This is a genomic window from Actinomadura spongiicola, assembly GCF_003432485.1.
Taxonomy (GTDB): Bacteria; Actinomycetota; Actinomycetes; order Streptosporangiales; family Streptosporangiaceae; genus Spirillospora; species Spirillospora spongiicola.
On record NZ_QVNQ01000007.1, the window covers coordinates 120,994 to 146,606 of the forward strand.

A 25,613-nucleotide genomic window follows, 5' to 3' on the forward strand; every position below is an offset into this window, starting at 1 on the left:
GGTGACCGTGGGGCGTGGAGGGGCGCCTCCCGCGGGGGACGGGCACCGGTGGTGCTGGCCGGCCTGGTCGTGCTGCTCGCGGGGGTCGCGGTGCTCAGCCTCGTGGTCGGCGCCAAGTCCATCGCGCCCGGCGAGGTGTGGCGGGTGCTGCTGCACCGCGACGGCTCCGACGACGCGTTCGTCATCTGGGACCGGCGCGTGCCGCGCACCCTGCTCGGTGTCGCGGCGGGCGCCGCCCTCGGCCTCGCCGGCGCCCTCATGCAGGCGCTGAGCCGCAACCCGCTCGCCGACCCCGGTCTGCTCGGCGTCAACTCCGGCGCCGCGGCCGCCGTCGTCACCACTGGGACGCTGCTGCCGTCGGCGGGCGGCGTCGTCAACATCATGTTCGCGTTCGCCGGCGCGGGGCTCGCCACGACCGTCGTGTACGCGCTCGGCCGTGGCGGGGCCCGCCGGGCGACGCCCGTCCGGCTCGTGCTCGCCGGGATGGCGACGTCCGCCGTCCTCGTCTCGTTCACCGCCGCGCTCACCCTGCTCGACGACGACTCCGCCAACAGCCTGCGGTTCTGGCTCGTCGGGTCGCTCGCCGCCGCCAAGGCGGACGAGGTCGCGCTCGTCACCCCGTTCATCGTCGTCGCCGCCGTCGCCGGGGTGGCGCTCAGCGCGCGCCTCAACGCGCTCGCCCTCGGCGACGAGGCGGGACGGGCGCTCGGCGTGCACCCGGGACGGGTCCGTGCCGTCACCCTCGTCGTCGTGACGATCCTGTGCGGGGCGGCGACCGCGGCGATCGGTCCGATCACGTTCGTGGGGCTGATGGTCCCGCACGCCGTCCGCCTTCTCACCGGCCCCGACCTGCGGTGGCTGCTGCCGTTCTCGATGCTGCTGGCACCGGTGGTGCTGCTCGCGTCCGACGTGCTCGGCCGGGTCGTGGCGCGTCCCGGCGAACTGGAGGCGGGCGTGGTGACCGCCTTCGTCGGCGCGCCCCTGTTCATCATGCTCGTCCGGCGGCGGAAGATGGCGGACCTGTGATCGCGCCACCCGTCGACGCGCCCACCACGGTGATCCGCCACCACCGGGTCCGGGCCCGGCCGGTCGTCGTCGCCGTGCTGCTCACGGTCGTCCTCGCCGCCGTCGTCGTCGCGGCCCTCGGCATCGGCGACTACCGGTTGCCGCCCGACCAGGTCGTCGCGACGCTGCTCGGCGGCGGGCCGCCCGGCGCCGAGTTCATCGTCATCGACCTGCGGCTCCCGCGCGTCCTCGTCGGCTGCGCGGTCGGCGCCGCCCTCGCGGTCGGCGGCGCCATCCTGCAGAGCCTCACCCGCAACCCCCTCGGCAGCCCCGACATCATCGGCTTCACCATCGGCTCGGCGTCCGGCGGCATCGCCGTCATCCTCCTGTTCGGCGGGGGAGCCGCGCAGATCTCGGCGGGCGCCGTCGGCGGCGGGCTGCTCACCGCGCTGGCCATCTACCTGCTGGCCTTCCGCGACGGCGTGCACGGCATCCGCCTCGTCCTGGTCGGCATCGGCATCAGCACCATGCTCGAGGCGCTGAACGCCTACCTGCTCAGCCGCGCCGAGGTGAACGCGGCGCAGAGCGCCTCCGCGTGGCTCATCGGCAGCCTCAACGCCCGCGGCTGGGAGGATCTGGGGCCGCTCGTCGCCGTCCTCGCCCTCCTGCTGCCGTGCGTCGCGCTGCTCGGCCGCGACCTGCGGATGCTCGAACTCGGCGACGCCACCGCCGGGGGCCTCGGCGTCCGTGTCGAGCGGTCCCGGCTGGCGCTGATGGCCGTCGCCGTCGGGTTGACCGCCACCGCCGTGGCCGTCGCCGGTCCCGTCGCGTTCATCGCGCTCGTCGCCCCGCAGCTCGCCAAGCGGCTCACCCGCGCGCCGGGCCCCAACCTGCTCACCGCCGCGCTCATGGGCGCCGTGCTGCTGTCGGTCAGCGACATCGCCGCGCAGCGGATCGTCGCCCCCACGCAACTTCCCGTCGGCGTCATGACCGGCGTGGTCGGCGGCCTGTACCTGGGCTGGCTCATGCTCACCGAATGGAGGGCCGGACGTGCCTGAAACCGAGACTCGGCTCGCCGCCCGCGACCTCACCGTCGGCTACGACCGCCGTGTCGTGCTCGAACACCTCGACCTGGACGTGCCGGACGGCTCGTTCACCGTCATCGTGGGGCCGAACGCCTGCGGCAAGTCGACGCTGTTGCACACGCTCGCCCGCGTCCTGCGCCGCTCGGCGGGGGCCGTCCTGCTGGACGGCGCCGACATCGCGCGGCTGCCGTCCAAGGAGGTCGCGCGGCGGCTCGGCCTGCTCGCCCAGCAGCCCGTCACCCCCGACGCGATCACCGTCGCCGACCTGGTGTCGCGGGGCCGCCATCCGCACCGGCGGCTGCTGCGCGGCTGGTCGCGGGAGGACGACGAGGCCGTCGCCCGCGCGCTCGCCGCCACCGACGTCACCGGCCTCGCCGACCGGCATGTCGACGAGCTGTCCGGCGGCCAGCGCCAGCGGGTGTGGCTCGCCATGGTCCTCGCCCAGGACACGCCGCTCATGCTCCTCGACGAGCCCACGACGTTCCTGGACATCGCCCACCAGATCGACATGCTCGACCTGTGCGCGTCCCTGCACGAGGACCACGCCCGCACCCTCGTCGTCGTCCTGCACGACCTCAACCACGCCTGCCGCTACGCGACCCACCTGATCGCCATGCGGGACGGCGCGATCGTCGCGCAGGGAGCGCCGACCGAGATCGTCACACCCGAACTGATCGAGAAGGTCTTCGGCCTGCCCTGCGAGGTCGTGCCCGACCCGGTCACCGCGACCCCGCTGATCGTCCCCCTCTCCCGCAGGCACGCGACCGCCGCGAACAGCGACCGCGTCAAGAAGTGAGCGCGGCTCACGGTTTGCGGGCGACGCCTCCGTAGATGGTGACGTGCGTGTCGTCGAGCCTGGCCGCCTCCTCGTCGGGGTGCCAGTGGTGGACGAGGACGACCCCCGGGTCGAGGAGCTCCAATCCGTCGAAGAACGGCTCCACCTCGGCCTTGGTGCGCGCGACCGTCGGGATGCCGTGGGCGTTGTAGGCGGCGACGCCCGCGTTGACCTCCTCGGGGGCGCTGTCGGCGGTGGTCGTGGACAGCGCGAGGACGCTGCCCGGGGCCAGCGGTTCCATCAGCCGGTCGATGATCCGCCGCACCTCGGCGTCGTCGACGATGAAGTGCAGGATCGCGATCAGGCTCAGCGCGACGGGACGGTCCAGATCCAGGGCCTCGCGCAGTTCGGGGGACTCCAGAATCGTGTCCGGGTCCCGGAAGTCGGCCTCCAGGTACCGGGTCGTGCCCTCGGGGGTGCTGGTCAGCAGGGCACGCGCGTGGACGAGCACGATCGGGTCGTTGTCGACGTACACGACCCGTGACTCCGGCGCGACGGCCTGGGCCACCTCATGCAGGTTGGGTGAGGTGGGCAGGCCGGTGCCGATGTCGAGGAACTGCCTGATGCCGTGCTCGGCGGCGAGCCGGTGGGCCATCCGCGCCATGAAGTTCCGGTTGGCCCGCATGGAGATCGGCAGATGACGCCAACCCTCGACGATGTTCGCCGCGGCGGCGCGATCGGCGGGATAGTTGTCCTTCCCTCCCAGTAGATAGTCGTAGATTCGTGCTGAATGGGGGATGTCGGTGTTCAAGTCCACGTTGCCGTCGGTCACGTCCACACCCTAGGTATCTGGCGGCAATAGTGAGACCTGCCCGGGATGGGCAGGTCGTTCACTGGCATCCTAGTGTGGGGCGCGGGCCGGATTTCCCAGCCACCGACCGTTGGGAGGTACTTCCTCACCCTTCATGAGGAACGAATCGGTGGCGAGAACGGAACCGTCCTCCATGGTCACGTCGTAGTGGACGAACGATTCGACGCCCAGGGTGCAACCCGCGCCGATGCTGGTCCGGCCGGATTTGAAGACGCCCTCTTCCAGGGAATGGCACTGAATGACGCTCCCCGCGTTCAGGGTGGCCTCGTCGCCGATGGTCACCAGGGTCTTCTCCGGGATGTCGCAGCCGTCGTCGAAGACCCGGCGGCCGATGCGCACGCCCAGCATGCGCCACGTCAGGTTCTTGAACGGGGTGCCGTTGAAGAGGGCCCGTCCGCCCAGCTTCCAGAGGCGCTCGTGCCACCAGAAGTACGGATCGTAGATCGAGCAGATCCGTGGCTTGAGGGACCGGAAGCGCAGCAGGGCGCGCTCGACCACAATGCCATAGCCGACGGTGAACAACAGCGTGCCGATCGTGGCGATGACGATCGCCGTCACCGGATGCCCGCGAAGCTGGTCCTCGGCGATCAGCAGGAGCACCGTCACCGCGAAGAACTGGAACCATCTCACCAGAAGGAACAGGCCCATGGTGGCGATGTTGTAGCGATTCTTGGCCGACAGGCGGCGACGGTACTCCTCCCCTTTCTCCAGTTCGTCGAAGGCGTGGTCGCGCTCAACCGAGCGCGGGATCTCGAAGCACGGTGAGCCGAGCAGTCCGGTGTTCTCCCTGACCGGCCCGTCGACCGGGACCGCCACCTTCGTCCCGAGGAGGACGTTGTCGCCGACGGCCGCTCCCGCCGGGTAGGCGATGTTGTTGCCGAGGTAGTTCCGCGACCCGATCCTCACCTCGGACACCTTGAACGAACTGCTGGAGTAGTCCGCGTTCAGAATCCACAGCGCGTCGGAGATCATCGTGCCGCTGCCCACGGTGGTCAGGTAGGGCGTGTGGTGCGCCAGCTCGGTGCCGAAGTTGCTGCCGGTCTGCACGATCGGCTTCGCGAAGCGGTACCCCAGGGCGCGCAGGTACCCGACGACGTAGGAGCTGTCGCCGAAAAGGTCCATGAAGAATTTCGGGTTGGTGAGGCGCTTGGTCGTCATGATCGCCCAGTAGTGCCGTCCGAAGAGCCGGTAGACCCGGTCGGGACGGACGATCAGCGCGAGCAGGCGGGGCAGGGTGAGCACGAAGGCCAGGGAGGCCAGGATGCCACCGAAGAACACCAGGCTCGACAGTATCGCGGCCTCCTGGTACAGCTCCAGGCGGCCGATCCCCTCCGGCGTCTTCCGCATGATCTCGGCGAGCATCGGGACCTCGGTGAGCAGGGTGATCAGGACGACGATCCCCAACGGCCCGGTGATCACGAGCTGGGTGAAGAGTTGCGCCAGGCTGTAGCCGACGCGCCGCAGGGTGCCGCAGTCCCTCGGCGGGACCCTCAGGTACGTGCTGTCGGTCGGTCGGGCCGGGCAGCCGTGCCAGCGTTCGCCCCCCGGCACGGCCTGCCCGGCGTGCAGGGACGAGGCGTGCCCGAGCTGGGTGTCGTCGCCCATCACGGTGTCGATGTCCAGGACCGTCTTGTCGCCCACGAAGACCCGGTCGCCGAGCGTGATCGGGCCCGTCCGGATGACGCCGTCGTCGGCCCGGTACCCCGCCATGGCGCAGTGCTCCCGGACGATCGTTCCGGCGCCGACGGTGAGCAGGTCGGTGCACACCGGCGTCGTCGAGAAGATCACGGCGCCGCGGCCGATCCGCGCGCCGAGCATCCGGAGGTAGAGGGAGTAGACCGGTGATCCCGCCAGGAGCCGCATCGGGCTCGACCGGATGAACGCCTTGACCGTCCAGAAACGGACGTAGTCCAGGGTCCAGACACGGATCTGCCGGGGTTTCCACCGGCCGATCAGCGTCCACTTCGCCGCGACCGGCATCAGGCACGTGAACGCGAACAGCCCGCAGCCGGCCGCCAGGCCCCGCAGGTAGAGGTCGATGGGGCCCGACGCGTCGACCGTCCACCGATAGCCGACGAGAAGGGCGGCGGCGCCGAGGTAGGCGGTCGCGACGAACAGCAGCAGTTGCAGGACGCCGCAGACCACGTACTCGAAGGTCCGCTTGCGCACCGGGGGTTTCGGCGGGGGCGGGGGAGCGTCCGGCGCGGGTTCCGGGGCCGTGGCGACGGCGGTGGCCGCCGTGCCGTCCAGCACCGCGGCGAGCGACCTGATGTCGGGGTTCTGGTAGACGTCCGGCATCGACACCGACAGTCTCGTGCGCTCGCGGATCGCCGCGCACAGACGCGCCATCAGCAGCGAGTCGGCCCCCAGATCGTCGAAGAAGTGGCTGTCGGCCGACACCCGCTCCAGCCGCATCACCTCGACCAGCGCGTCGGCGATCTCCTGTTCCGTTCCGGCCGCCGGGGCGACATGCCCGTTGGACGCGGCGGCGGCGCGCGGGGTCGTCGGCGGAGGGAGCCTGCCACGGTCGGCCTTGTCGCTCGGCAGCATCGGGATGGCGTCGAGTTCCTCGAAGTACGCCGGGACCATGTAGGGCGGCAGGTGCTCCCGCGCCCGCTCCCGGAGCCCGTCCCGGTCCACGAAGCCGTTCCGGCGTGTGTAGTACGCCACCAGCTCGACCTTGCCCGGGTGGGCCTCGTGCGTGCCGACCACGACCTGCCCGACGCCCGGCGCCTGCGACAGGACCGACTCGATCTCCGTCAGCTCGATGCGATATCCCCGAATCTTGACCTGGGTGTCGATGCGCCCCTGGTACTCGATCTCGCCCTCGGCGTTGATCCGGCCGAGGTCGCCGGTGCGGTAGATCCTGTCGGACGGGTTGTCGTCGATGCCGACGAAGTCGCGGATGAACTTGAGCGAGGTGAGGTCGTCCCGGTTGACGTAGCCTCGCGCCAGCCCGATGCCCGCGATGCCGATCTCGCCGGCCTCGCCGGGTGGCAGGACCCTGTCCTCGTCCGGGTCCAGGATGACCACCGCGTAGGTGGGCAGCGGGATGCCGATGGTCACCGGCCGGTCCGGGTGCAGGGGCGTCCACGTCGCGGTGACGGTCGTCTCCGTCGGCCCGTACACGTTGAGGAACCGGCGTCCCGGGCGGTGCCAGCGGAGGACGAGGTCCTGCGGGCACGCCTCGCCCGACACCAGCAGGAAGCGCAGCCTCGGAAGGTCACGGTCGAGGGTGGCCAGCAGCGTCGGAACGACGCACATCGCGGTGACGTGCCGGTCTTCGAGGAACGCCCGCAGGTCTTCGCCGACGAGGACCGTTCCGCTCGGCTTGGGGACGAGCGTCGCGCCGGAGAGCAACGGCACCCAGATCTCCTCGACGGAGAAGTCGAAGGCGATCGTCATGCCCTGGTACATGCGGTCGTCCGGCCGGACACCGTAGACCTCCACGGCGACGCGGACAAAGTTGCAGATGGCGGCGTGCTCGATCGCGACACCCTTGGGACGGCCCGTCGAACCGGAGGTGTAGACGATGTAGCAGAGGTCGTCGGTGGGGGCGCCGTTCTCGTCGGCCGTGAGGCGGTGGCCGGGTTCCGCGTCGACGTCCGCCTGCGCCTCGTCGACGCACAGCACCACCGCCTCGGCCTGCCGCAGGTGGTCGCGCAGACGCGTCAGGGACAGCACGGTCCGCACGCCCGCGTCCCCGACGATGTAGGAGAGCCGGTCGGGCGGGTATCCGGTGTCGAGCGGCACGTACACCGCGTTGATCTTGAGGACGGCCAGCATGGCGACATAGGAGTGCACGGCCTCGTCGAACAGCAGCCCGATGCGGTCTCCGGGCCGTGTTCCGCATGACAGCAGGTGGCGGGCGAGCCGGTTGGCACGCTCGTCCAGCTCGCCGAACGTGAGGACGGCCTCACCGGTGTCGACGGCCGCGCGGTCGGGCCCTAGGTCGCATCGCTCCTCGAAGAGTCGTTCCAGGCGGTCGCCCGGTCGTCGGTGGAACTCCCATCCATGTCCCGTCGCGACCAGCACGTGGTCGGCGGTGATGCGTCGGCCCGTTTCCCCCGATGTGGTGAGCGCCTGGCCGGTGGCGTTCGTCGTCATCTTCTCTCCGCCCAGCAGAAAAAGTCTCGAAGTACCTCCGCGGGTCGGTCAGACCGCGCAAGATGTGAGGTCAGGACCGGAAGATGATCCAACTTCCACCTTTATGGGTCCAATGACCATGGCCGGAGCCGGTCATGGGCAAACCTGGCCAGAATTCCCATTGACAACGCCGTGACCCGCATTTAAACGTTTCATTTGCTTTGCCGCCCCTGCCATTGCCGAGTTATGGCCCCTGAAACGGGCGGACTTTAAAGACGTCCGCCGAGGGGAGCAAGTGAGTCCATCCGGCCTCGGCGGGCATGGTGTCGGAACGTTCCCGACATATCTGGACCGTTCCTGAAATGAGCATACCGGTCCCGGCTCGGCGGCGGGACGGTCGGCCGGGTTCGGTCAGTGGCCGGCCGGGAGGGCCTCGTCACGGCCGAAGACCGTCACACATTGCCATTTACGGCGCAGATCGACGCGCATAACATCCACGATGCTCCCCCTTCTGGTGCGCATGCGCCAGGGCCCCCGCAGGAGGGAACGACGAGTGCGCACGTTATCGGCCCGCTGAGCGGCACCCGCCCCCGGATGGGCGGGCCGCGGCCGTGCCCGATGGCTCCCAGCCCCCTCGCACGCTCCCGCATGCAGACTCGATTGGTTAGGTCCCCCCGCATGAAGAAACACAGAAGCCTCCTCAGCACCGCCGCGCTCGGCGCCGGCCTCCTCGTGGCGCTGACGGGCCTGCCCGGCGGCGCCGCGGCGCAGTCCGTGCAGCCGGCCGCGGCCGTCGTCCAGGCTCCGGAGATCCCCCCGGCGAACGCGATGGCGCACGCCCGGCAGTTCCAGTCCATCGCCTCCTCCAACGGCGGCAACCGCGCGCACGGCAGGCCCGGCTTCCGCGCGTCCGCCGACTACGTGAAGGCCAAGCTGGACGCGGCCGGGTTCCAGACGACGTTGCAGTCCTTCACCCACCAGGGCGCGACCGGCTACAACGTGATCGCCGAATGGCCGCACGGGGACGCCAACCAGACCGTGTTCCTCGGCGCGCACCTCGACGGCGTCACCGCCGGGCCCGGCATCAACGACAACGCGTCGGGCTCCAGCGCCATCCTGGAGGTCGCGCTCGCCGTCGCCCGCGCCGACGCCAGGCCCACCAAGCGGCTCCGGTTCGGCTGGTGGGGCGCCGAGGAGCTCGGACTGATCGGCTCCAAGTACTACGTCTCCAGGCTGGCCGCCGCCGACCGGCGGAAGATCAGCTCCTACCTCAACTTCGACATGGTGGGCGCGAAGAACACGCGGACCTGGGGCATCTACACCGAGTCGGCGTCGCTCGGCGCGACGTTCCGGGAGTACTTCACCGCCAAGGGCCTGGCCACCCGCGGAATCAACGTCGCCGGACGGTCCGACCACTCCTCGTTCGCCAACGCCGGGGTCGAGGTCAGTGGCATCTCCAGCGACAACGACCCCTGCTACCACGCGCGCTGCGACGACATCAACAACATCGCCGAGTCGGTGCTGGGGCACGCCACCAACGCCGCCGCCCACGCGGCGTGGAAGCTGTCGGGTATTCCCGGCCGCGTTCCGGTGCCGGTGACGCCGCTGCGGCCGGCCGCCTGAGGTGCCCGTGATGAGGACACGGACCCTCAAGGCCGCGCTGCTGGCGGCCTGCCTCGTCGGCGCGCTGCTGCCCGCCGTCCCGGCGTCCGCGACGTCCGCGTCCGGGTCCCCGGCGACGGGCGCGCAGGCCGCCCCGGCGAGCGCCGCGAAACGTTACCTCGTGACCGGGCCCGACTCGGCCCGGGAGCGGTCGCGGGTCGCCCGTACCGGCGCGGCGATCGACCGGGTGCGCCCCGACGGCGCGCTGGAGGTCAGCGCCATCCCGGCGGAGGCCGCCGCCATCGAGCGGCTCGGCTTCACGCTCACCCCACTGGGCGGTTTCCCCCGGTACCGGGAGACCGCGCAGTCGTACCACACCCACGCGGAGACCATGGCCGAGCTCGACCAGGTCGTGGCCGCCTACCCGCAGATCGCGAAGAAGTTCAGCATCGGCCGCTCCCACGAGGGCCGCGACATCGTCGGCGTCAAGATCAGCGACAATGTGGCGTCGGACGAGGACGAGCCCGAGGTCTTCTACCAGGCCAACATCCACGCCCGCGAGCGCATCACCAACGAGCAGGCGCTGTACTTCATCGGCGTCCTCACCAAGGAGTACGGCTCCACCGCGCGGATCACCAAGCTGGTGAACGAGCGGGAGTTCTGGATCATCCCGATCCTCAACCCCGACGGTCAGATCTACGACATGACCAGCGACACGCAGGCGGGCCGGATGTGGCGCAAGAACCGCCAGGGAGTCGACCTCAACCGCAACTACCCCTACAAGTGGGGTTGCTGCGGCGGCTCCTCCGGCACCCCGTCCAGCGACACCTACCGGGGTCCGTCGGCGGGTTCGGCGCCCGAGGTCAGGGCCGTCACCAGCTTCATCCGGAGCCGGAACATCGGCGGCAAGCAGCAGATCAAGATGTTCCTCGACATCCACTCCGTGGCGAACCTGGTGCTGTGGCCGATGGGCTACACCTACAACGACACCGTGCCCGGTGAGTTCACGGCCGACGACGAGTCGGCGCACCGCACCATCGGCCGCGAGGTCGCCCGCCACAACCGCTACACCCCGCAGCAGTCGAGTGACCTCTACATCACCGACGGCAGCTCCAACGACTGGACGTGGGGAGACCAGCGCATCTTCTCCTACACGTTCGAGCTTGGGGGCGGCAACTTCTACCCGCCGCCTTCGCAGATCGAGTCGCTGACCCAGGTCAACCGTGAGCCGCTGCTGCTCCTGGCCGAGTACGCGGACTGCCCGTACCGCGCCATCAACAAGCAGGACCAGTACTGCAAGTCACTCTGAACCGCATGAGAAGCGGTAGGTGACGAAGTCGCGGCCCGGTCTTCTGGACGAACGTCCAGGGGACCCGGGCCGCGGCCGTTCAGCCCGCGAGGACGCCGCGTGCGATGGCGCGGATCTCCTGGTCGGTGAGCAGCCGCCCCCCGCGCGCACCCAGTTCCGCGCGGCACCGCTCCGCGATGGCCGGGATCAGCGCCGGGTCCGCGTCGACACCGAGGCGTTCCAGGACGGCGGCGGTGGCACGGGGACCGCTCTGCGGGGTCAGCGGGATCCGGCGCTCGTTGCCGAACAGGGCCGGTTCGACGCTGTTGTGCAGCAGGGGGTCCACGTCGCGTTCCACGAGGACCCAGTCGGCGCCGCCCCAGCAGAACGCGTCCCGTCCGGTGATCGGCTGGTTGGCCGCAGGGGCGCGGCCGGTCAGTCCCGCCGCGGCCCGCGCCAGCCCGGTCAGCGCGTCGAGCCGGATGCCGGTGCGCACCCCGTACAGCGCCTCGAACGCGGCCGTGGTCGCGGCGAGATCGGCGTTGCCGGTGCCGCTGCAGTACCCGTTCACCGACGACTCGACGACGGTCGCCCCGGCCCGCGCCGCGCTCACGGCGCACGCGACCCCGAGCCCGAACGTGTTGTGCGGGTGGACGCCCACGCGAAGGTCCGGTGCGGCCGACCGGGCCACCTCGACGAGCCGACCGTACGCCTCCGGACCGACGGCGCCCGGCCCGTCGAACAGGATGACCTCCTCCGCCTCCGCGTCCGCCATGGCCGTCACCGTCTCGGCCAACGTCTCGTCCGAGAGGAAGGACACCATGGTGATCGGGGCGGCGACCCGCAGCCGCCGGGCGCGCGCATACTCGACCAGCTCGGCCGTCTCCTCGACGACCTCCCGCCGGGACGTCGGAGCGGACGCGCGGTAGATACCCGCCGCCGGTCCGAAGGGGGGCACGGGCACCTGGACGGCGTCGAACCCGACGTCCGCCGCACGGTCGATCCCTTCCGCGGTGGACACGAACGGGCAGTGCACCACGCAGTCCGGGTTCTCCTCCCGGATCACGGCGAGTTCGGCGCGGACCGTGTCGGCGTCGCGGCCCCCCGGATGCGGGCCGCGTCCACCCGGTCCCGGCGCGGCCAGCACGATCTCCGGGACCCGGGACCGCGCCAGCGTCCGGAGGAACGCCAGCTTCGCCTCCGGGGACGCGGCGACCCCGGGCATCGACTCGATCGCGCGCATCGAGGCGTCCCGCAGCCGGACCCGGTCGGGCAGCTCACCGGTCACCGCGGGATCCCGGTTCGCCGGGGCCACCGACCAGCGGCCCGGCTCGTACGCGCCCGGCTCCCGTGAGCGGTCGACGTCCTCGCGGAACCGTTCGATCTGCGCCTCGGTCACGTCGTCCACGGCTACCGCCCGTTCCTGCCGGTGAGCGCGCCGATCGCGGCGGCGAACAGCGCGCCGTGCCGTTCCACGTCCGTCTCGGCGGTCAGCGGCGACATCAGCCCGCCGCCGCTCATGGGATTGACGACGATGCCCCGGTTGGCCATGTACAGCCACAGCGCCTTCCGCGCCGCCGAGCCGACGCTCGGATACAGCCGCCCGGCGTCGCGCGGGGGATCGGGCGTGAACGCGTACGACACGCGGCCGCCGAGCCGTCCGACGTGCCACGGCAGGTCGTGCCGGGCGATGACCGCCGCGATGTCGCGCTCGTAGCGCTCGCCCAGCCGGTTCATGCGGGCGTAGGTGTCGTCGGTCATCACCTCGCCGAGGACCGCCCGCATCCCCCGGACGGCCAGCGGCCCGCTCGCCATCGTGCTGCCGAGACCGCCGTCCCCGTGCTCGGTGTAGCGCGCCGCGGCGGCGGCCACGGTGTCGGACATGCCGTACAGGCCGGCCGGGACGCCGCCCGCGATGCACTTCCCCATGGTGATCAGGTCGGGTTCCAGGCCGAACTCGCGGGTGCAGCCGCCGGGGCCGGCCGGGATCGTCTGGGTCTCGTCGATGATCAGCAGGGTGCCGGTGCGGCGGGTGAGGTCGCGCAGCGCGGCGTGGAACCCCGGCTCCGGCCGGATCACCGCGCCCCCGTTGGTCATCACCGGTTCGGCGAGGACCGCGGCGACGTCACCGGGGGCGAGGGCCCGTTCCAGCGCGTCGAGGTCGTTGAACTCCACGACCTTCGTGGTCTCCCGGACGTCCACGCCGTTCGGTTCGACACCGGGTTGCGGGATCACCTCGCCGTCCGGGGACAGGACGGCGGCCGTCAGCTCCAACGACCCGTGGTAGGCACGGTTGAACATCAGGATCCGCCGCCGTCCGGTGGTCACCTTGGCCAGCAGCAGGGCGAACCGGTTCGCGTCCGACGCCGACACGGTGAACTGCCAGAACGGCAGCCCGAAGCGGTGATGCAGCTCCTCGGTCACCCACACGTGGTCCTCGTGCGACCAGAGCGTGACGCTGCCCCGGCCGAGCTGGTCCCGCAGCGCCGCGACCACCGCCGGATGGTCGTGCCCCCAGAGCGCGGCCGTGCCCGCCAGCCCGAAGTCGGCGTACTCGTGCCCGTCGACGTCGTACAGGCGGGCGCCCGCCGCGCGTTCCACCGTCAGCGGCACCGGCGGCGGGAACTGGTTGATCCAGTGCTGCGGGGTGCCGTGGACCTGGGAGCGGCGCGCCCGTTCGCGCAGCGCCGCGGACTTCGGCCGGGCCTCGATCCAGCGGGCCCGTTCCTCGTCCAGCATCCCGGCGAGCCGTTCCGGATCGAGCCCCGGAGGTACGTCGGTCGGCTGGTCGCCCATCGTCGCTCCCGGACGGTGTGCCCGCGTCGTCATCAGCGGCGTGCCGCGGTCAGCGCGGACGCCACGTCCCCGAACGCCTCCAGCTGGGTCGTCCGGTCGTACATCGGGTAGAGGATCAGCTCCTCCGCCCCGGCGTCGAACAGTTCGAGCAGTTGCCGGGCGCAGCGGTCCGGCGGGCCGTACACCGCGACCCGGTCGACCATGCTGGACGCGTCGTACACCGGGTTGCCGCCGAAGGCGCGGTCGAACGCGGGGACCAGGTGCCGCCGCGCCTCCTCCTCGGTGTCCTCGACGGCGATGTAGACGCTCTTGGAGACGGTGAAGGTCGCGGGGTCGCGTCCCTGCTCCTCCATGGCCTGGTGGACGATCTTCAGCTGGTCCAGGAAGTCCTCGGTCGCGGCGGGCCCGGCGCCGGTCCAGCCGTCGGCGATCCGTACGGCGCGCCGCAGCGCGGGTTCGGCGCGGGCGCCGATCCAGATGGGCGGGGCGGGCCGCTGGACCGGGTCCGGCTGCGCCCGGATGCCGGAGAACTTGTAGATCTCGCCGTCGTAGTCGGCCTCGGTCCCGCTCCACAGGGCCCGCATCACGCCGATGCCCTCGATCAGGCGGCGGACCGGCCGATCCGTCGGAATGCCCAGCGCGCTGAGGGTCTCCCGGTGGTAGTCGAGGCCGACGCCGAGCCCGACGGTGAGCCGCCCGCGGGACAGCTGGTCGATGGTGGCGAGTTCGCGGGCCTGCACGGCCGGGTTCCGCCGCCCGGAGTACAGCACGCCGATGCCCAGCCGGAGCCGGGAGGTGACGGCGGCCAGGTACGACAGCACGTGCAGCCCGTCGAGGGAGAAGTTCTTGGCGCTCAGGGTGTCCTGCGTCCAGATCCCGGTGAATCCGAGTTCTTCGGCGCGCCGCGCGAACGGCACCAGCGCCTCGGGGTCGGTCGGCGCCCCGACCGACAGTCTGGGCGCCCGCGACTCGGCCTCGTTCGTTCCGGACTTCACTACCCACCGCCCCGTCTCGTGTGTTTTCGTGGGAGCGGCTCCGAGTATGCGAGCGCACTGTTGTGATTGTCAACAGAAGGGCTAGGGGAATTTGGTTGATTTCGCCATGACTCCGCTGTGGCCGGGTGGGGGCGATGTGCGGGCGAACGCCTGTCTACCAGCGGTTCTTCGTGTTCGGACGGATCTTCCAGCGTGTCTCTGTTCGCGCTTCGGGAGGGAACTCGGCTGTCTCACGACCGAGACGCTTTCCTCTGGTCGTCTGTTGACATTGACAACTCAATAGAGATTTCAGTCCGGTGACTGCAACCAGAAATCGCGCAGATCGTAGAACTCGGCGTCTTCGTCGAAATGCGTCATCTGCTCGTCCCGCCAGGCCTTGTAGTCCGGGGGCATCTGCATGCGCTCCCCCTCGCGGGCCGCGTCCCTGGAGGTGAAGTAGGCCACGCCGGTGACGAAGCCGTCCGGACGGACGCAGAACATGCCGCCGATCATGTCTGGCCGCAGCCGGTTCAGGGTCTCCTGCGCCTCCTCGGGCACGAACGGGCGCACCGCCTCCCGGTCGCGGACCCGTGTCTCCAGGATCTGGACGAAGCCCGTCCGGTAGGTGCCGCGCCGCCCGAACGTCTCCACGTCGGTGCACTCGTGGACGTCGACGTCGCCCCCGGACAGCTCCTGGAGCCGGTTCCACCACCAGACCTGCTCGCGCCGCCTGTCGTTGCGCCGCGCCGCCCGCTCCGACACGAAGCGCGTCAGGTTGAAGAAGACGCCGTCGTCGGTCACCCCGCCGGTGGTGCCCAACCATCCCCGCGCGCCCGGCGCCGCCTCCCGGTGCCAGCGTTCGGCTGCCTCCTTGAGGGCCGCCGCGTCCCGCGTCCGGCCCTTGACGACCTGGACGCACGGCTTACGCTGGCCGAACACCGCTCACCTCCGGCCCCACCCTACCGACCGGCGAGCAAACCGGAGGCCATCGCCGGTCGACGATCGCGCCGACCGGCGGGGAGCCTTCAGCGCAGCCGGGACTCGATGGCCTCGATGATGCGGGGACGCAGTTCCGCGGCGCGGACGACGGCGTCGACGGAACCGACCTCGACCGCGCGCCGGATGTCGTGCACGCGGTCGAACTCGGCGGCGACCTCACCGACCTTCTCCGCGCGGACCGACGAACGCAGCTCGTCCAGCTCGGCGGTCAGCGCGGCGCGGTCGGCGCCGGTGGCGGCGCCGACCCGTGCCTCAAGGTCCCGGACGCGGGGATCGCCGGCGGTGCGGGCGTCGACGTCACGGGAGAACACGACGGCCGCGGCCGGGGCCCCGCCCAGGACCGAGGCGAAGGAGCCCTCGACGGCCAGGACCGTCATCATGGGGTTGAGGGTCTTGGAGAACACCACGAACGCGCCGCCGTGGTAGCGGGAGATGACGCAGAACACGATCGGGCCGCGGAAGTTGACGATGGCCCGGCCGATCTCGGCTCCGTATTCGAGTTGGAGCTTGCGGAGCGACTCGGGAGAGCCGTCGAACCCGGACAGGTTGGCCAGGACGACCAGCGGCCGGTTGCCGGACGCGGCGTTGATGGCGCGGGCCGCCTTCTTCGACGACTGCGGGAACAGGGTTCCGGCGGTGTAGGAGTCGGGGCCGTCGGTGGGCGGGAACCCTCGCCGCGGGACGGACCGTGACTCGATGCCGAGCAGGCAGACGGGGATGCCGCCCAGATGGACGTCGTGGACGACGGCGGTGTCGGCGTCGGCCATGGCGGCCCAGCGCTCCAGGACCGGATGGTCCTGGTCGGAAAGCGCGCGCATGACGGTGCGGATGTCGAAGGGCTTCTTGCGGTCCGGGTTGGTGTCGGCGGAGAAGATCTCGCCGACGGTGCTGAAGTCGCTGCCCTCGACGGTGTGCGGGAACTCGCGGATGTCACGGTCGACGGGGTCGATGGTCGGGGCACGCCGAGGTGTGGTCTCACCGGGCGCGATGTAGGTGTGGTCGTAGTGGGACATCAGGATGTCCCGGGCGCCGGTCAGGTTGGGCGCCCAGTACTGGGCCTGGCCGTTGGGGCCCATGACCCGGTCGTGGCCGCCGATGCCGAAGTTGTCCTCGGCGGACACGCCGCCGGAGAAGTCGAGGGCCTGCTTGCCGGTCAGGACCATGGCCGAGTCCGGCGTCATGATGAGAACGCCCTTGGTGTGCATGAGCATGGTCGCCTCGGCGTTCCAGTAGGGCTGCGCGCCGACGTTGATGCCCGACACCACGACGTTGATCTCGCCGCCGTCCTGGGTGAACTCCACGATCCGCTTGAGCGCGGCGGCGACCCAGTCCATGTTCTCGGTCCCCGAGTCCATCGAGATCCGGGCGCCCGACGACAGCGCGTACCACTCCACCGGAACCCGCATCCGCTCCGCCAGGTCCAGCGCCGCGATCACCCGGCGGCACTCAGGCTCCGACAAGGCCCCCAGCGACTTCGTGGGGTCCCCGAGCAGCACGACGCGCGTGACGCCCTCCGGGTACCGCGCGGTCGGCGTCCTGACCACACCGGCGACCATCGCCGCGGTGTTGCGGCCCTTCGGCCGGTCGACCGGAACCAGCGCGTTCGCGTCGTCGAGGTCGTGCTCGACGAAGTCGCCGAGCAGGCCCGTCAGCTCGTACGGGTACACCGTGTTGCGGCTGCTCGCCCCGAGCACCTTCTGCCGGTAGGCGTCGACGGGTTCGACCGGCTCGTCCGACGGCGCCCCGACGGTCAGCTCCGCGCCCCCGGTCACGTCGAACGCGATCCGCACCGCGATCTTGTCGAGCCCGCCGGTCCGCGGGTCGCGCTGCCGCGCGATGAACAGGATCTCCTCCAGCCCGGCGCCCACGGTCGTCGGCAGCACCCGCCCGGCGATCATCTCCAGCTCGGCGCGGGTGAGGTGGCTCGGCGGCCACACGTACACGACGACGCGGTTGGTGTTGAAGCGCTTCTTGGACGACCGCAGCGCCTGTGCCCGGCGGATCGAGTCGAGGCAGGCGGCGACCGTGTACTCGGCCGTCGGCAACGCCAGCAGCCTGCCCTCGTGGTCGCGCAGCTCGGTCAGGTTGCGCACCTGCGCGAACGCGACGAGCCGCTCGTCCGACGGGTTCTCCCGCGCCACGCCCCGGAAGAGGTAGACCTCCTCGTCCGCCGACGGCAGCCGGGTGAGGTCGAACCCGCTCCACCGCTCCATCTGCATCCGCTGCGCGATGTACGGGTGCAGGCCACGGATCAGCCGCTCCTCGACCATCCCGCCGGCCTCCGGACGGAACGTGAAGTGGTGGTGCATCACCGCGCCGCCGCTGCCCGCGACGGTCGCGGTGAGCCTGCGGACACGCTCGGGCAGCGGATGCGCGTTGACGACCTCGTGCAGCGCGGCCGCCATCGCGTCGAAGTCCTCCGGCTGGTTCTCCCAGGCCAGGTAGATGTCGGCGTCGGTGTCGGCGCCGGGCGCGTCCGCGCCGCCCGTCAGCTCCGCGAGCCCGCGCAGCGCCCCGCCGAACGCGTCGAAGCCGACCGCGGCGGAGACCACACAGGAATCCGCGCGTTCGGCGACCACGAACTCGCAGCCGCCGACCTCGCGGGTGTGGACGCCGGTGAGTCCCTTGTTGCCGTAGTAGCGCCGGGTCAGGACCTCCAGCATGACCGTGTTGTCCCGGTCGTGGCGGACGAGCCGCCGCCCGAGCAGCCGGACCAGCGGCTCGGTGCTGCGCACCATCTCCGCGATCCGGTCGGCGCGGTCCGGCGCGTCCGGGTGCGCGTCCAGGTAGCGCAGGTGCCGGCGGACGTCGGCGTACACGCGGGCGCGGTTGCGGCGCAGCAGCGGCTGGGCGAACCAGGCGAACACGACGCCGCGGGCGAGGTCGGCGACCGCCGGGAACCGGACCTGTGTCGCGGCCACCAGCCGCTCCAGCGCGAGCCCGATCGGCTCGTGCGTGGCCTGGTCGGGCGGCGGCTCACGCAGCCAGGTGCGCAGCAGCGTCGCGACGACCCTGACGTCGGCGGACGTGCGCTGCTGGGCGAGGAAGAGCCGGAACACCGCGGTCTCCAGCTCGGGCGAGCGGTCCAGCCCGGTGACGCCGTAGTGCCCGAGCGCCTTGGTGAGCTTGGCCTGGAACGCCTCGGGCAGCCCGGCCCGGTCGACGTCGAGGCTCTTCAGATAGGTGTGGAAGTACTCGCGGTCGCTGTGGACGTGGCTGCCCTCCCCACCGCCGGCTCCACCGACCTCGATACCCGCCGGACGGTTGCGGCCCAGCTCGGCGACGTCGGTGAACACCTCGACGAGTTCGAGTTCCCCGGCGAGCGTGCGGTCGCCGCCGCTCTCCTCCCGCGCGGCGAGGTAGTCGCCCAGCACCCGGCCCTCGTCGTGCGGGTCGACGTCGAAGCCGAGGAGGAGGCTGCGCAGTTCCTCCTGGCAGCGGGCGGCGCGTTCCCAGGCCGAGACCGTTCCGGGCCCGTCGGGCAGGTCGAGTTCGACCGTCCCGGTCGCCTCGTCCTCGGCGTCCTCGGCGTCGTCGGCGAGCGGCTCCAGCCGCAGCAGCGCCGCGCCGGTCTCCACCTGGGCGCCCACGGACACGACGCATTCCTTCAGCCGCGCCTTGAACGGCGCCCGCAGCACCGTCTCCATCTTCATGCTCTCCAGCACCAGCACCGGAGCGCCCGCCTCGACCTCGGCCCCGACCTTCAACGGGGTGGCGACCACCAGCGCCGGGGCGGGGGAGCGGACGACGCCGCCCTCGTCGCGGCTGACCCGGTGCGTCACGCCGTCCACCTCGACCAGGTGAACGGGCCCGTGCGTCGCGGTGAGCAGCCGGTACCGGGTGCCGTTGACGACGATCTGCCCGGTGTGCCGGTCGAAGCGGTCGAGTTCGACGACGGCGGTACGGGCCGTCTCCTCGTCGCCGCCCACGACCTCGACGCCGACGCGGAACCGGTGCGCGCCGACCCGCGCGACGCGCAGGCGGTAGCCGACGCCGCGCAGCTTGAGGTCCAGCGGCCGGCCGCTCTCGTGCCGGACCTGCGGGCGTCCGCCGAACGCCGTCGCCAGCAGCCGCTGCCGTTCGGCGCGCTCCTCCTCCTCGTACGCGTCGATGGCGGCGGCGGCCAGCGCGACGGCGGAGTGCCGGTGCGAGACGAGTTCGCCCGCGGCGCGGACCCGGTCGATCCAGCCGGTGTCGGCGGAGGCGTCGATGACCTCGGGCCGGTCGAGCAGGTCGAGCACGAAGCTCTTGTTCGTCGCGCCGCCCTCGATGACCACCGTGGTCTGCGCCATCGCCCGGCGCAGCCGGGCGAGCGCCTCGGCACGGTCCCGGCCCACCGCGATGATCTTGGCGATCATCGAGTCGAAGTCGGCGGGAATGGTGTCGCCCTCGCGGACGCCGGTGTCCACGCGGACGCCCGGCCCGGCGGGCAGGACCAGCCGGGCGATGCGGCCCGGGGACGGCGCGAAGTCGCGGTCGGGGTCCTCGGCGTTCAGCCGGGCCTCGATGGCGTGCCCGCGCTCCGCCGGCGGCGCCCCGTCGAGCCGTCCGCCGGACGCCACCCACAGCTGCGCCCTGACCAGGTCGAACCCGGTGGTGGCCTCGGTGATCGGATGCTCCACCTGCAACCGGGTGTTGACCTCAAGGAACGCGAACAGCCGGTCGCCCGGGTGGTACAGGAACTCGACGGTCGCCGCGCCGCGGTAGCCGACCGCGACGGCCAGCCGTTCGGCGGACGCCTTCAGCTCGGCGGCCTGCTCGGCGCTCAGCACCGGCGAGGACGACTCCTCGATGACCTTCTGGTTGCGGCGCTGCACCGAGCAGTCGCGGACGCCGAGCGCCCACGCCGTCCCCTGACCGTCGGCGATCACCTGGACCTCGACATGCCGGGCGCCGGTGACCAGCCGCTCCAGGAACACGACGCCGCTGCCGAACGCCCGCGCCGCCTCCTGGCTGGTGCGCTCGTAGGCGTCGATCAGCTCGGCCTCGTTGGAGATCACGCGGATGCCCCGGCCGCCGCCGCCCGCGGTCGCCTTCAACATCAGCGGATAGCCGACCTCGGCCGCCGACCGCAGCGCGGCCTCCAGGGTCTCGACCGCGCCGCGGCTCCACGGCGCGACCGGCACCCCGACCTCCTCGGCGATCAGCTTCGCGCCGATCTTGTCGCCGAGTTTGCGCATCGCGTCCGCGCTCGGCCCGACGAACGTGACGCCGATCCGGTCGCACAGCTCCGCGAACGCCGGGTCCTCCGCGACGAAGCCCCAGCCGACCCACGCCGCGTCCGCGCCGCTCTCCACCAGCGCGCGTTCCAGCACCTTCAGATCGAGGTAGGGGCGCGCGGACGCGGGACCGAGATCGTAGGAGAGGTCCGCTTCGCGGACGAAGGTGGCGGTGCGGTCGACGTCGGTGTGCAGTGCCACCGTCTCGATCCGTGTCCCGGTCTCCGCTGCGATGTCCCGTACGGCATGGATGAGGCGCATGGCGGCCTCACCGCGGTTGACGATGGCGACACGACTGAACACCGGACAGGCCCTCCAGTAGACGACGATGCGCGCGCCGGGACGCGGGGACCCCCGACGATGATGTTCACTGTTCCGCGAACCGCCCCCGGGCGCCATGTCGGAGACATCGCACACTGAGCGCCTTCAGTTGTGGGAAACGTGCAAAAGCCACGTCAGCGCGCCCGCCCGCGCCCCTTAAGATCTTGGCCATGTCGCGGCGCCGTTTCGAGCTCGCCATGCAACGCATGCGGGAGCGGGATCCACAGACGCGGGAGAACGCGTTCGACTTCCTCCGCGAGCACGCCGACGCGTACGTCGACGACCTGATCGCGGAGTTCGCCGCCGAGGACGAGGACCACGACCTGCGCTGCCGGTTGCTCGAACTCCTCGCGGAGGCCCGGTCGGCGAAGGCGCTGCCGGTGTTCCGCGACCGGTTGGAGGGCCCGGACGAGTCCCTGCGGTTCTGGGCGGTCCGCGGTCTGGAGATGCTCGACAGCCGCGAGGCCGACCAGGTCCTCGACGAGGCCCGCGCGGACGGCTGGATCGCCTGACGGCCTTTGGAGGGATTCCACAGCGAAACCGGGCCCCTCGGACGGTCGTCCCGTCCGGGAGGCCCGGTCGCCTTCGGCGGCCCTAGCTCGCCAGCCCCCCGAAGAGCGGGGAGGTGACGGAACCGATGGTGTCGATGATGGGACCCGACGGTGTGCTCGTCGGGTTCGCCTCGTCCTCCGGCGGCTCGGACGGCTGCTCCGGTATAGGGGTCTCCTCCGGGTCCGGGGTGGACGGCGTGGGCGTCGGGGTGCCGTCCGTCGGTATCGGCGGGGGAGTCCGCTCTGGGCGGGTGGGGGTGCCGCCGCCGCCCGGAACCCGGGTCGGCTTGGGCCCGGGGGCGGTGGGCCGCGCCGTCGGGGAGTCCTCGGTCGTGGCCGGGGGCTGCGGGAGGGCCGGATCCGGGTCCAACACCCGTTGCGCGCCGACCCGGGGCGCCACGGCGGTCGGATCACCGGCGTCGCCGTCCGTCGGGGCGGGCGCGGCGCGGGTGCTGCCACCCGCCGGGCCGGAGCCGCCGCGGCCGTTGCCGTCGAACGGTCCGAGGGCGTTCAGCGAGCCCTCACCGCTGGACGGCCAGGTCATCATCAGCCCGACCGTGATCGTGGCGGCCACTCCGGCCATACCGCCGACGCCCTTCAGCGCGGCGCGGCGGCGGGCGCGGTCCCGTCCCCGGTCGGGGAACTCGAAGCCGGGGCCGATCACCACGAGCTGATCGGTGGACTCGGCGGAGACCACGGGCTCGTCGGGGAGCCGGTCGTGAGCGGGGATCCGGTCGTGGTCGGATTCCCGGTCGCGGTCGGCGACGGCCAGCACCCGGTCGCGCAGCGGCGCGGGCGCCAGGGCGGGCGCTCGACGGGCCAGGAGGTGCGGGAGCCTTCCCTTCTCGAACGCCGTGATGACGTCCATGTGCTTGGCGGCCTCGGCGGTGCCGCGCATGAGCGCGTCCAGGACGACGCGTTCGAGCGCGGTACGCGCCTGGTGCAGGAGTTTGCGGACGTCGTCGGGCGTGACGCACAGGACCCGGGCGATGTCGCGGATCTCCAGCCATTCGCCCGCGTACAGCAGCAGCGCCTCACGGTGGTCGGCGGCCAGATGACCCGCGGCGTTCAGCAACGGGTCGGTGGCGGACTGGGCGAAGGCGAGATGGCCGTCGTGGTTGAACGCGCCGCGCTCGGAACAGACGGTGCGGGCCAGGTGGTGGAGCCACAACACCGTCTCGCCGCGTGGCGGGTGCCGCAGCGCTTCGACGAAGACGCTCGTGAGCGCGTCGGCCGCGCCGTGGTCACCGACCAGCGACCAGCAGTGCGCGTAGAGCCGGTGGGCGTGAGCGTCGTAGAGAGTTTCCAGGTCCCCAGGCATGTGACCTCCTCGTGAGGGGCCGTGGGAGCAGCCGTTCTGGAGAGCGGACAGGGGGACGGCCCGTTCGGGGCACGCCAGGGCACAGGACTCTAGTGCAATGTATGTCGGGTGAGAAGAGAATGATGTCTGAGAGTAGTGATATTCCACGCAGAGTAAGGCGACGATCGTAATCTGTGATCTCCGACACAACGGCGGGCCGAATAACGTTCAGTCGCGGGCGCGTCGTTCGATTCCGAACGTCAGCTCCTTGTTCCGTTCCACCAGATCCCATTTCCCTGCGCGCTGCGCGTGATTGCTGATCCAGAACACCATCACGCGATGGTCGGGGAACCGTGCGAATTCGCCGAAGGACCAGTCGTTGCCGCCGTCGTGTTCATTGATGAGACGGCCGTTGGCACGGACCACCCCCCAGCCGTAGCCATAATGCATTCGAATACCGTCCTGGGCACCGACGAACACATGCGGTGTGAACATTTCGCGCTTGGCGCGTCCGGACAGGACCCGGGTCCCCTCCAGGGCGCGGTGCCAGCGGAACATGTCGCGCGGGGTGGACAGCAGCCCGCCGTTGCCGCGCAGGAACCAGTGGGGCCCGTCGGCGGCCCAGGGATGCTCGTACGGTCTGCCCTGCGGGACGCCGCGCTCGTCGTACTCGACGGCCACCTCGTCGCGCCTCCACCGCGGCAGCACGTACCCGGTCCGCGTCATCCCGGCCGGTCCGAACAGGTGATCGGCCAGGAAGCGTTCGTAGCCGACGCCGGAGACCTTCTCGATGATCGCCGCGAGGACGCTGTATCCGAGGTTGGAGTAGTGGAACTCGGCGCCCGGAGCGGACCGGAGCGTCGACCCGAGCGCGCCGCTCAGCATCTCCTCGCGCGAGACGGGATCGTAGTCCTCGCCGCCGGCGACCTCGTCGTCCAGTCCCGCCGTGTGCGTCAGCAGGTGATGCAGTGTGATGTCCCGCTTGTCCGCGGGCACCCCGGCGAAGTGGGCGCCGATCGGGTCGGACACCCGGAGCCGGCCCGTCATCTCCAGTTTCATGACGGCGGCGGCGGTGAACTGCTTGGTCATCGACATGATGTCGTAAACGGTGTCGCAACGCGCGGGGATCCCCTTCTCCCGGTCGGCGAGGCCGAATCCGCGGCAGTGCACGAGCCCGCCGTCACGGGCGGCGACGACCGTGCCCGCTGGCCCTTCGGGCAGGGCGCCGTCCAGGAAACTCTGAATGGACCGGTCGATGGGCTCCCCCGTTTCCGCCGCGAGCGGACGGTCGTCGCCCCGAAGGGCGGCGTCGCGACCATCCCGACCATCGCGGCCGGGGCCTTCCCCACATCCGCTGAGGCCCATGACGGCGACGGCGACCGCCGCGATGCCGATTCTCGTACCGGGAGAAGAATGGTTGGCTCTCACCCGCCGAAACGCTACGGAGATCGTCGCCGGGCGTCGTCCCTCGACCGGGGGAAATGCGCGTCCATCGCGGCGGGGACACCGTGCCCCTCGCGCCGGTGAGCAGGGCTCGGCCACCAACGTGACCCCGGTCGATTTGTCGGGTGCCGACCTTGTGGTCGGAGCGCGCCCCCGCCGATCATGACGGCCATGACGCCGATCGCGCTTGACGCCCTGCTCGACGCCCTGGTCCGAAAGGCCCTCGCCGGTGAACGCCCGGCCCGGGAGGAGCTGCTGGAGGTGTTGCGCACGCCCGACGAGGACGTGCTCGACGTCGTGACGGCCGCCTCCAAGGTGCGGCGGCGCTTCTTCGGACGGCGCGTCAAACTGAACTACCTGGTCAACATGAAGAGCGGCCTGTGCCCCGAGGACTGCGGCTACTGCTCGCAGCGGCTCGGGTCGACGTCGCAGATCCTGAAGTACTCCTGGATCTCAGCGGCGGAGGCGACGGAGAACGCGACGCGCGCCGTCGAGGCGGGCGCCCGGCGGGTGTGCCTGGTGGCCAGCGGGCGCGGACCGTCCGACCGCGACATCGACCGGATCGGCGCCACGGTCGCCGCCATCAAGGAGGCCGCGCCGCGCGTCGAGATCTGCGTGTGCCTCGGACTGCTCAAGCCGGGCCAGGCGGAACGGCTCGGCGAGATCGGCGCGGACGCCTACAACCACAACCTCAACACCAGTGAGCAGACCTACGGCGACATCTGCACGACCCACACCTTCGACGACCGGGTCCAGACCGTGGAGCAGGCCAAACAGGGCGGGCTCTCCCCGTGCTCCGGCGCGATCTTCGGGATGGGGGAGAGCGACGACGACATCGTCGACGTCGCCTTCGCCCTGCGGGAACTGGACCCCGACTCGGTGCCCGTCAACTTCCTGATCCCCTTCGAGGGCACGCCGATGGCGGGACGGTGGGACCTGACCCCGCTGCGCTGCCTGCGCATCCTGGCGATGTTCAGGTTCCTGTTCCCCGACAGCGAGGTGCGGGTGGCCGGTGGACGCGAGATCCATCTGCGCGGCCTCCAACCGCTGGCCCTGCACCTGGCCAACGCCATCTTCCTCGGCGACTACCTCACCAGCGAGGGCCAGCCCGGCGAGCGTGACCTCGCGATGATCGCCGACGCCGGGTTCGTCGTCGAGGGCGCCGAGGACACCGAGGACGCCGGGGACACCGAGCGCGGCGACGAAGGCGCGGGCCCCGCCGCGCGGCACGACCTCGTCGCGCTGCGCAGGCGGGGCCCGGGCTCTTCGCTACCGGCCAATACCTGACGGGGTGTCCT

16 protein-coding genes are annotated in these 25,613 nt (G+C 71.3%); 7 read left to right on the forward strand and 9 right to left on the reverse strand.

Going from position 1 to position 25,613, the window contains the following annotated elements; all coding sequences use genetic code 11:
* Positions 1–48: 48 nt before the first annotated feature.
* Genes D0T12_RS22605 through D0T12_RS22615 form a run of 3 tightly spaced genes read left to right on the forward strand, consistent with a single transcriptional unit; the run spans position 49 to position 2,886 of the window.
* Positions 49–1,026 (forward strand): FecCD family ABC transporter permease, encoded by a 978-nt coding sequence (locus D0T12_RS22605; protein WP_233526230.1) that lies wholly within the window; start codon positions 49–51, stop codon positions 1,024–1,026.
* Entirely contained in the window at positions 1,023–2,063 is a 1,041-nt protein-coding gene (locus tag D0T12_RS22610; protein WP_117401691.1) for a FecCD family ABC transporter permease, read from the forward strand. The genes D0T12_RS22605 and D0T12_RS22610 overlap by 4 nt, the downstream gene beginning before the upstream one ends.
* Entirely contained in the window at positions 2,056–2,886 is an 831-nt protein-coding gene (locus D0T12_RS22615) for an ABC transporter ATP-binding protein (protein WP_117401692.1), read from the forward strand. The genes D0T12_RS22610 and D0T12_RS22615 overlap by 8 nt, the downstream gene beginning before the upstream one ends.
* A 7-nt stretch (positions 2,887–2,893) precedes the next feature.
* Here D0T12_RS22615 and D0T12_RS22620 read toward each other — a convergent pair whose 3' ends face one another.
* Together D0T12_RS22620 and D0T12_RS22625 are read right to left on the reverse strand one after the other, a co-directional pair.
* A complete protein-coding gene (locus D0T12_RS22620) occupies positions 2,894–3,697 on the reverse strand; it encodes an SAM-dependent methyltransferase (RefSeq protein ID WP_233526231.1) in 804 nt (267 codons plus the stop codon).
* 69 nt (positions 3,698–3,766) lie between these two features.
* Positions 3,767–7,843: a Pls/PosA family non-ribosomal peptide synthetase gene (locus tag D0T12_RS22625; protein ID WP_117401693.1), complete on the reverse strand. Its 4,077-nt coding sequence runs from the start codon at positions 7,841–7,843 to the stop codon at positions 3,767–3,769.
* Positions 7,844–8,500: 657 nt separating this feature from the next.
* Here D0T12_RS22625 and D0T12_RS22630 point away from each other — a divergent pair.
* Complete coding sequence (locus D0T12_RS22630; RefSeq protein WP_199487632.1) at positions 8,501–9,445, forward strand: M28 family peptidase; 945 nt, start codon at positions 8,501–8,503, stop codon at positions 9,443–9,445.
* Between the two features lie 10 nt (positions 9,446–9,455).
* Entirely contained in the window at positions 9,456–10,733 is a 1,278-nt protein-coding gene (locus tag D0T12_RS22635; protein WP_117401695.1) for a M14 family metallopeptidase, read from the forward strand.
* Positions 10,734–10,812: 79 nt separating this feature from the next.
* Here D0T12_RS22635 and D0T12_RS22640 read toward each other — a convergent pair whose 3' ends face one another.
* The 5 genes from D0T12_RS22640 to D0T12_RS22660 all read right to left on the reverse strand — a co-directional run bounded on the left by D0T12_RS22640 (position 10,813) and on the right by D0T12_RS22660 (position 21,003).
* Positions 10,813–12,120, reverse strand: coding sequence for a hypothetical protein (locus tag D0T12_RS22640; protein ID WP_117401696.1), 1,308 nt, complete (start codon positions 12,118–12,120; stop codon positions 10,813–10,815).
* A 2-nt stretch (positions 12,121–12,122) separates the two neighbouring features.
* Positions 12,123–13,508 carry a transaminase gene (locus tag D0T12_RS22645; RefSeq protein WP_158581592.1) on the reverse strand — a complete coding sequence of 462 codons (1,386 nt, stop codon included), beginning with the start codon at positions 13,506–13,508 and terminating at the stop codon, positions 12,123–12,125.
* Positions 13,509–13,540: 32 nt separating this feature from the next.
* Positions 13,541–14,503 (reverse strand): LLM class flavin-dependent oxidoreductase, encoded by a 963-nt coding sequence (locus D0T12_RS22650; RefSeq protein WP_158581593.1) that lies wholly within the window; start codon positions 14,501–14,503, stop codon positions 13,541–13,543.
* 288 nt (positions 14,504–14,791) lie between these two features.
* A complete protein-coding gene (locus D0T12_RS22655; protein WP_117401699.1) occupies positions 14,792–15,421 on the reverse strand; it encodes a hypothetical protein in 630 nt (209 codons plus the stop codon).
* An 86-nt stretch (positions 15,422–15,507) separates the two neighbouring features.
* Positions 15,508–21,003 carry an ATP-binding protein gene (locus D0T12_RS22660; protein WP_117401700.1) on the reverse strand — a complete coding sequence of 1,832 codons (5,496 nt, stop codon included), beginning with the start codon at positions 21,001–21,003 and terminating at the stop codon, positions 15,508–15,510.
* Positions 21,004–21,191: 188 nt separating this feature from the next.
* Between D0T12_RS22660 and D0T12_RS22665 the strand changes: the two genes are divergently transcribed.
* Positions 21,192–21,533, forward strand: a complete 342-nt coding sequence (locus tag D0T12_RS22665; RefSeq protein WP_117401701.1) for a HEAT repeat domain-containing protein — start codon at positions 21,192–21,194, stop codon at positions 21,531–21,533.
* Between the two features lie 82 nt (positions 21,534–21,615).
* Here D0T12_RS22665 and D0T12_RS22670 read toward each other — a convergent pair whose 3' ends face one another.
* Together D0T12_RS22670 and D0T12_RS22675 are read right to left on the reverse strand one after the other, a co-directional pair.
* Positions 21,616–22,893: an RNA polymerase sigma factor gene (locus D0T12_RS22670; RefSeq protein WP_117401702.1), complete on the reverse strand. Its 1,278-nt coding sequence runs from the start codon at positions 22,891–22,893 to the stop codon at positions 21,616–21,618.
* A gap of 207 nt (positions 22,894–23,100) precedes the next feature.
* Complete coding sequence (locus D0T12_RS22675) at positions 23,101–24,300, reverse strand: serine hydrolase domain-containing protein (protein ID WP_199487633.1); 1,200 nt, start codon at positions 24,298–24,300, stop codon at positions 23,101–23,103.
* 186 nt (positions 24,301–24,486) lie between these two features.
* Here D0T12_RS22675 and bioB point away from each other — a divergent pair, with 186 nt between their 5' ends.
* Positions 24,487–25,602, forward strand: a complete 1,116-nt coding sequence (gene bioB / locus D0T12_RS22680; protein WP_117401704.1) for a biotin synthase BioB — start codon at positions 24,487–24,489, stop codon at positions 25,600–25,602.
* Positions 25,603–25,613: the final 11 nt, after the last annotated feature.

Coding starts and splice junctions, on each gene's coding strand:
- D0T12_RS22625 (WP_117401693.1), bottom strand. CDS start 7,843: ATGACGACGAACGCCACCGGCCAGGCGCTCACCACATCGGGGGAAACG.
- D0T12_RS22635 (WP_117401695.1), top strand. CDS start 9,456: ATGAGGACACGGACCCTCAAGGCCGCGCTGCTGGCGGCCTGCCTCGTC.
- bioB (WP_117401704.1), top strand. CDS start 24,487: ATGACGCCGATCGCGCTTGACGCCCTGCTCGACGCCCTGGTCCGAAAG.
- D0T12_RS22630 (WP_199487632.1), top strand. CDS start 8,501: ATGAAGAAACACAGAAGCCTCCTCAGCACCGCCGCGCTCGGCGCCGGC.
- D0T12_RS22670 (WP_117401702.1), bottom strand. CDS start 22,893: ATGCCTGGGGACCTGGAAACTCTCTACGACGCTCACGCCCACCGGCTC.
- D0T12_RS22665 (WP_117401701.1), top strand. CDS start 21,192: ATGTCGCGGCGCCGTTTCGAGCTCGCCATGCAACGCATGCGGGAGCGG.
- D0T12_RS22645 (WP_158581592.1), bottom strand. CDS start 13,508: ATGGGCGACCAGCCGACCGACGTACCTCCGGGGCTCGATCCGGAACGG.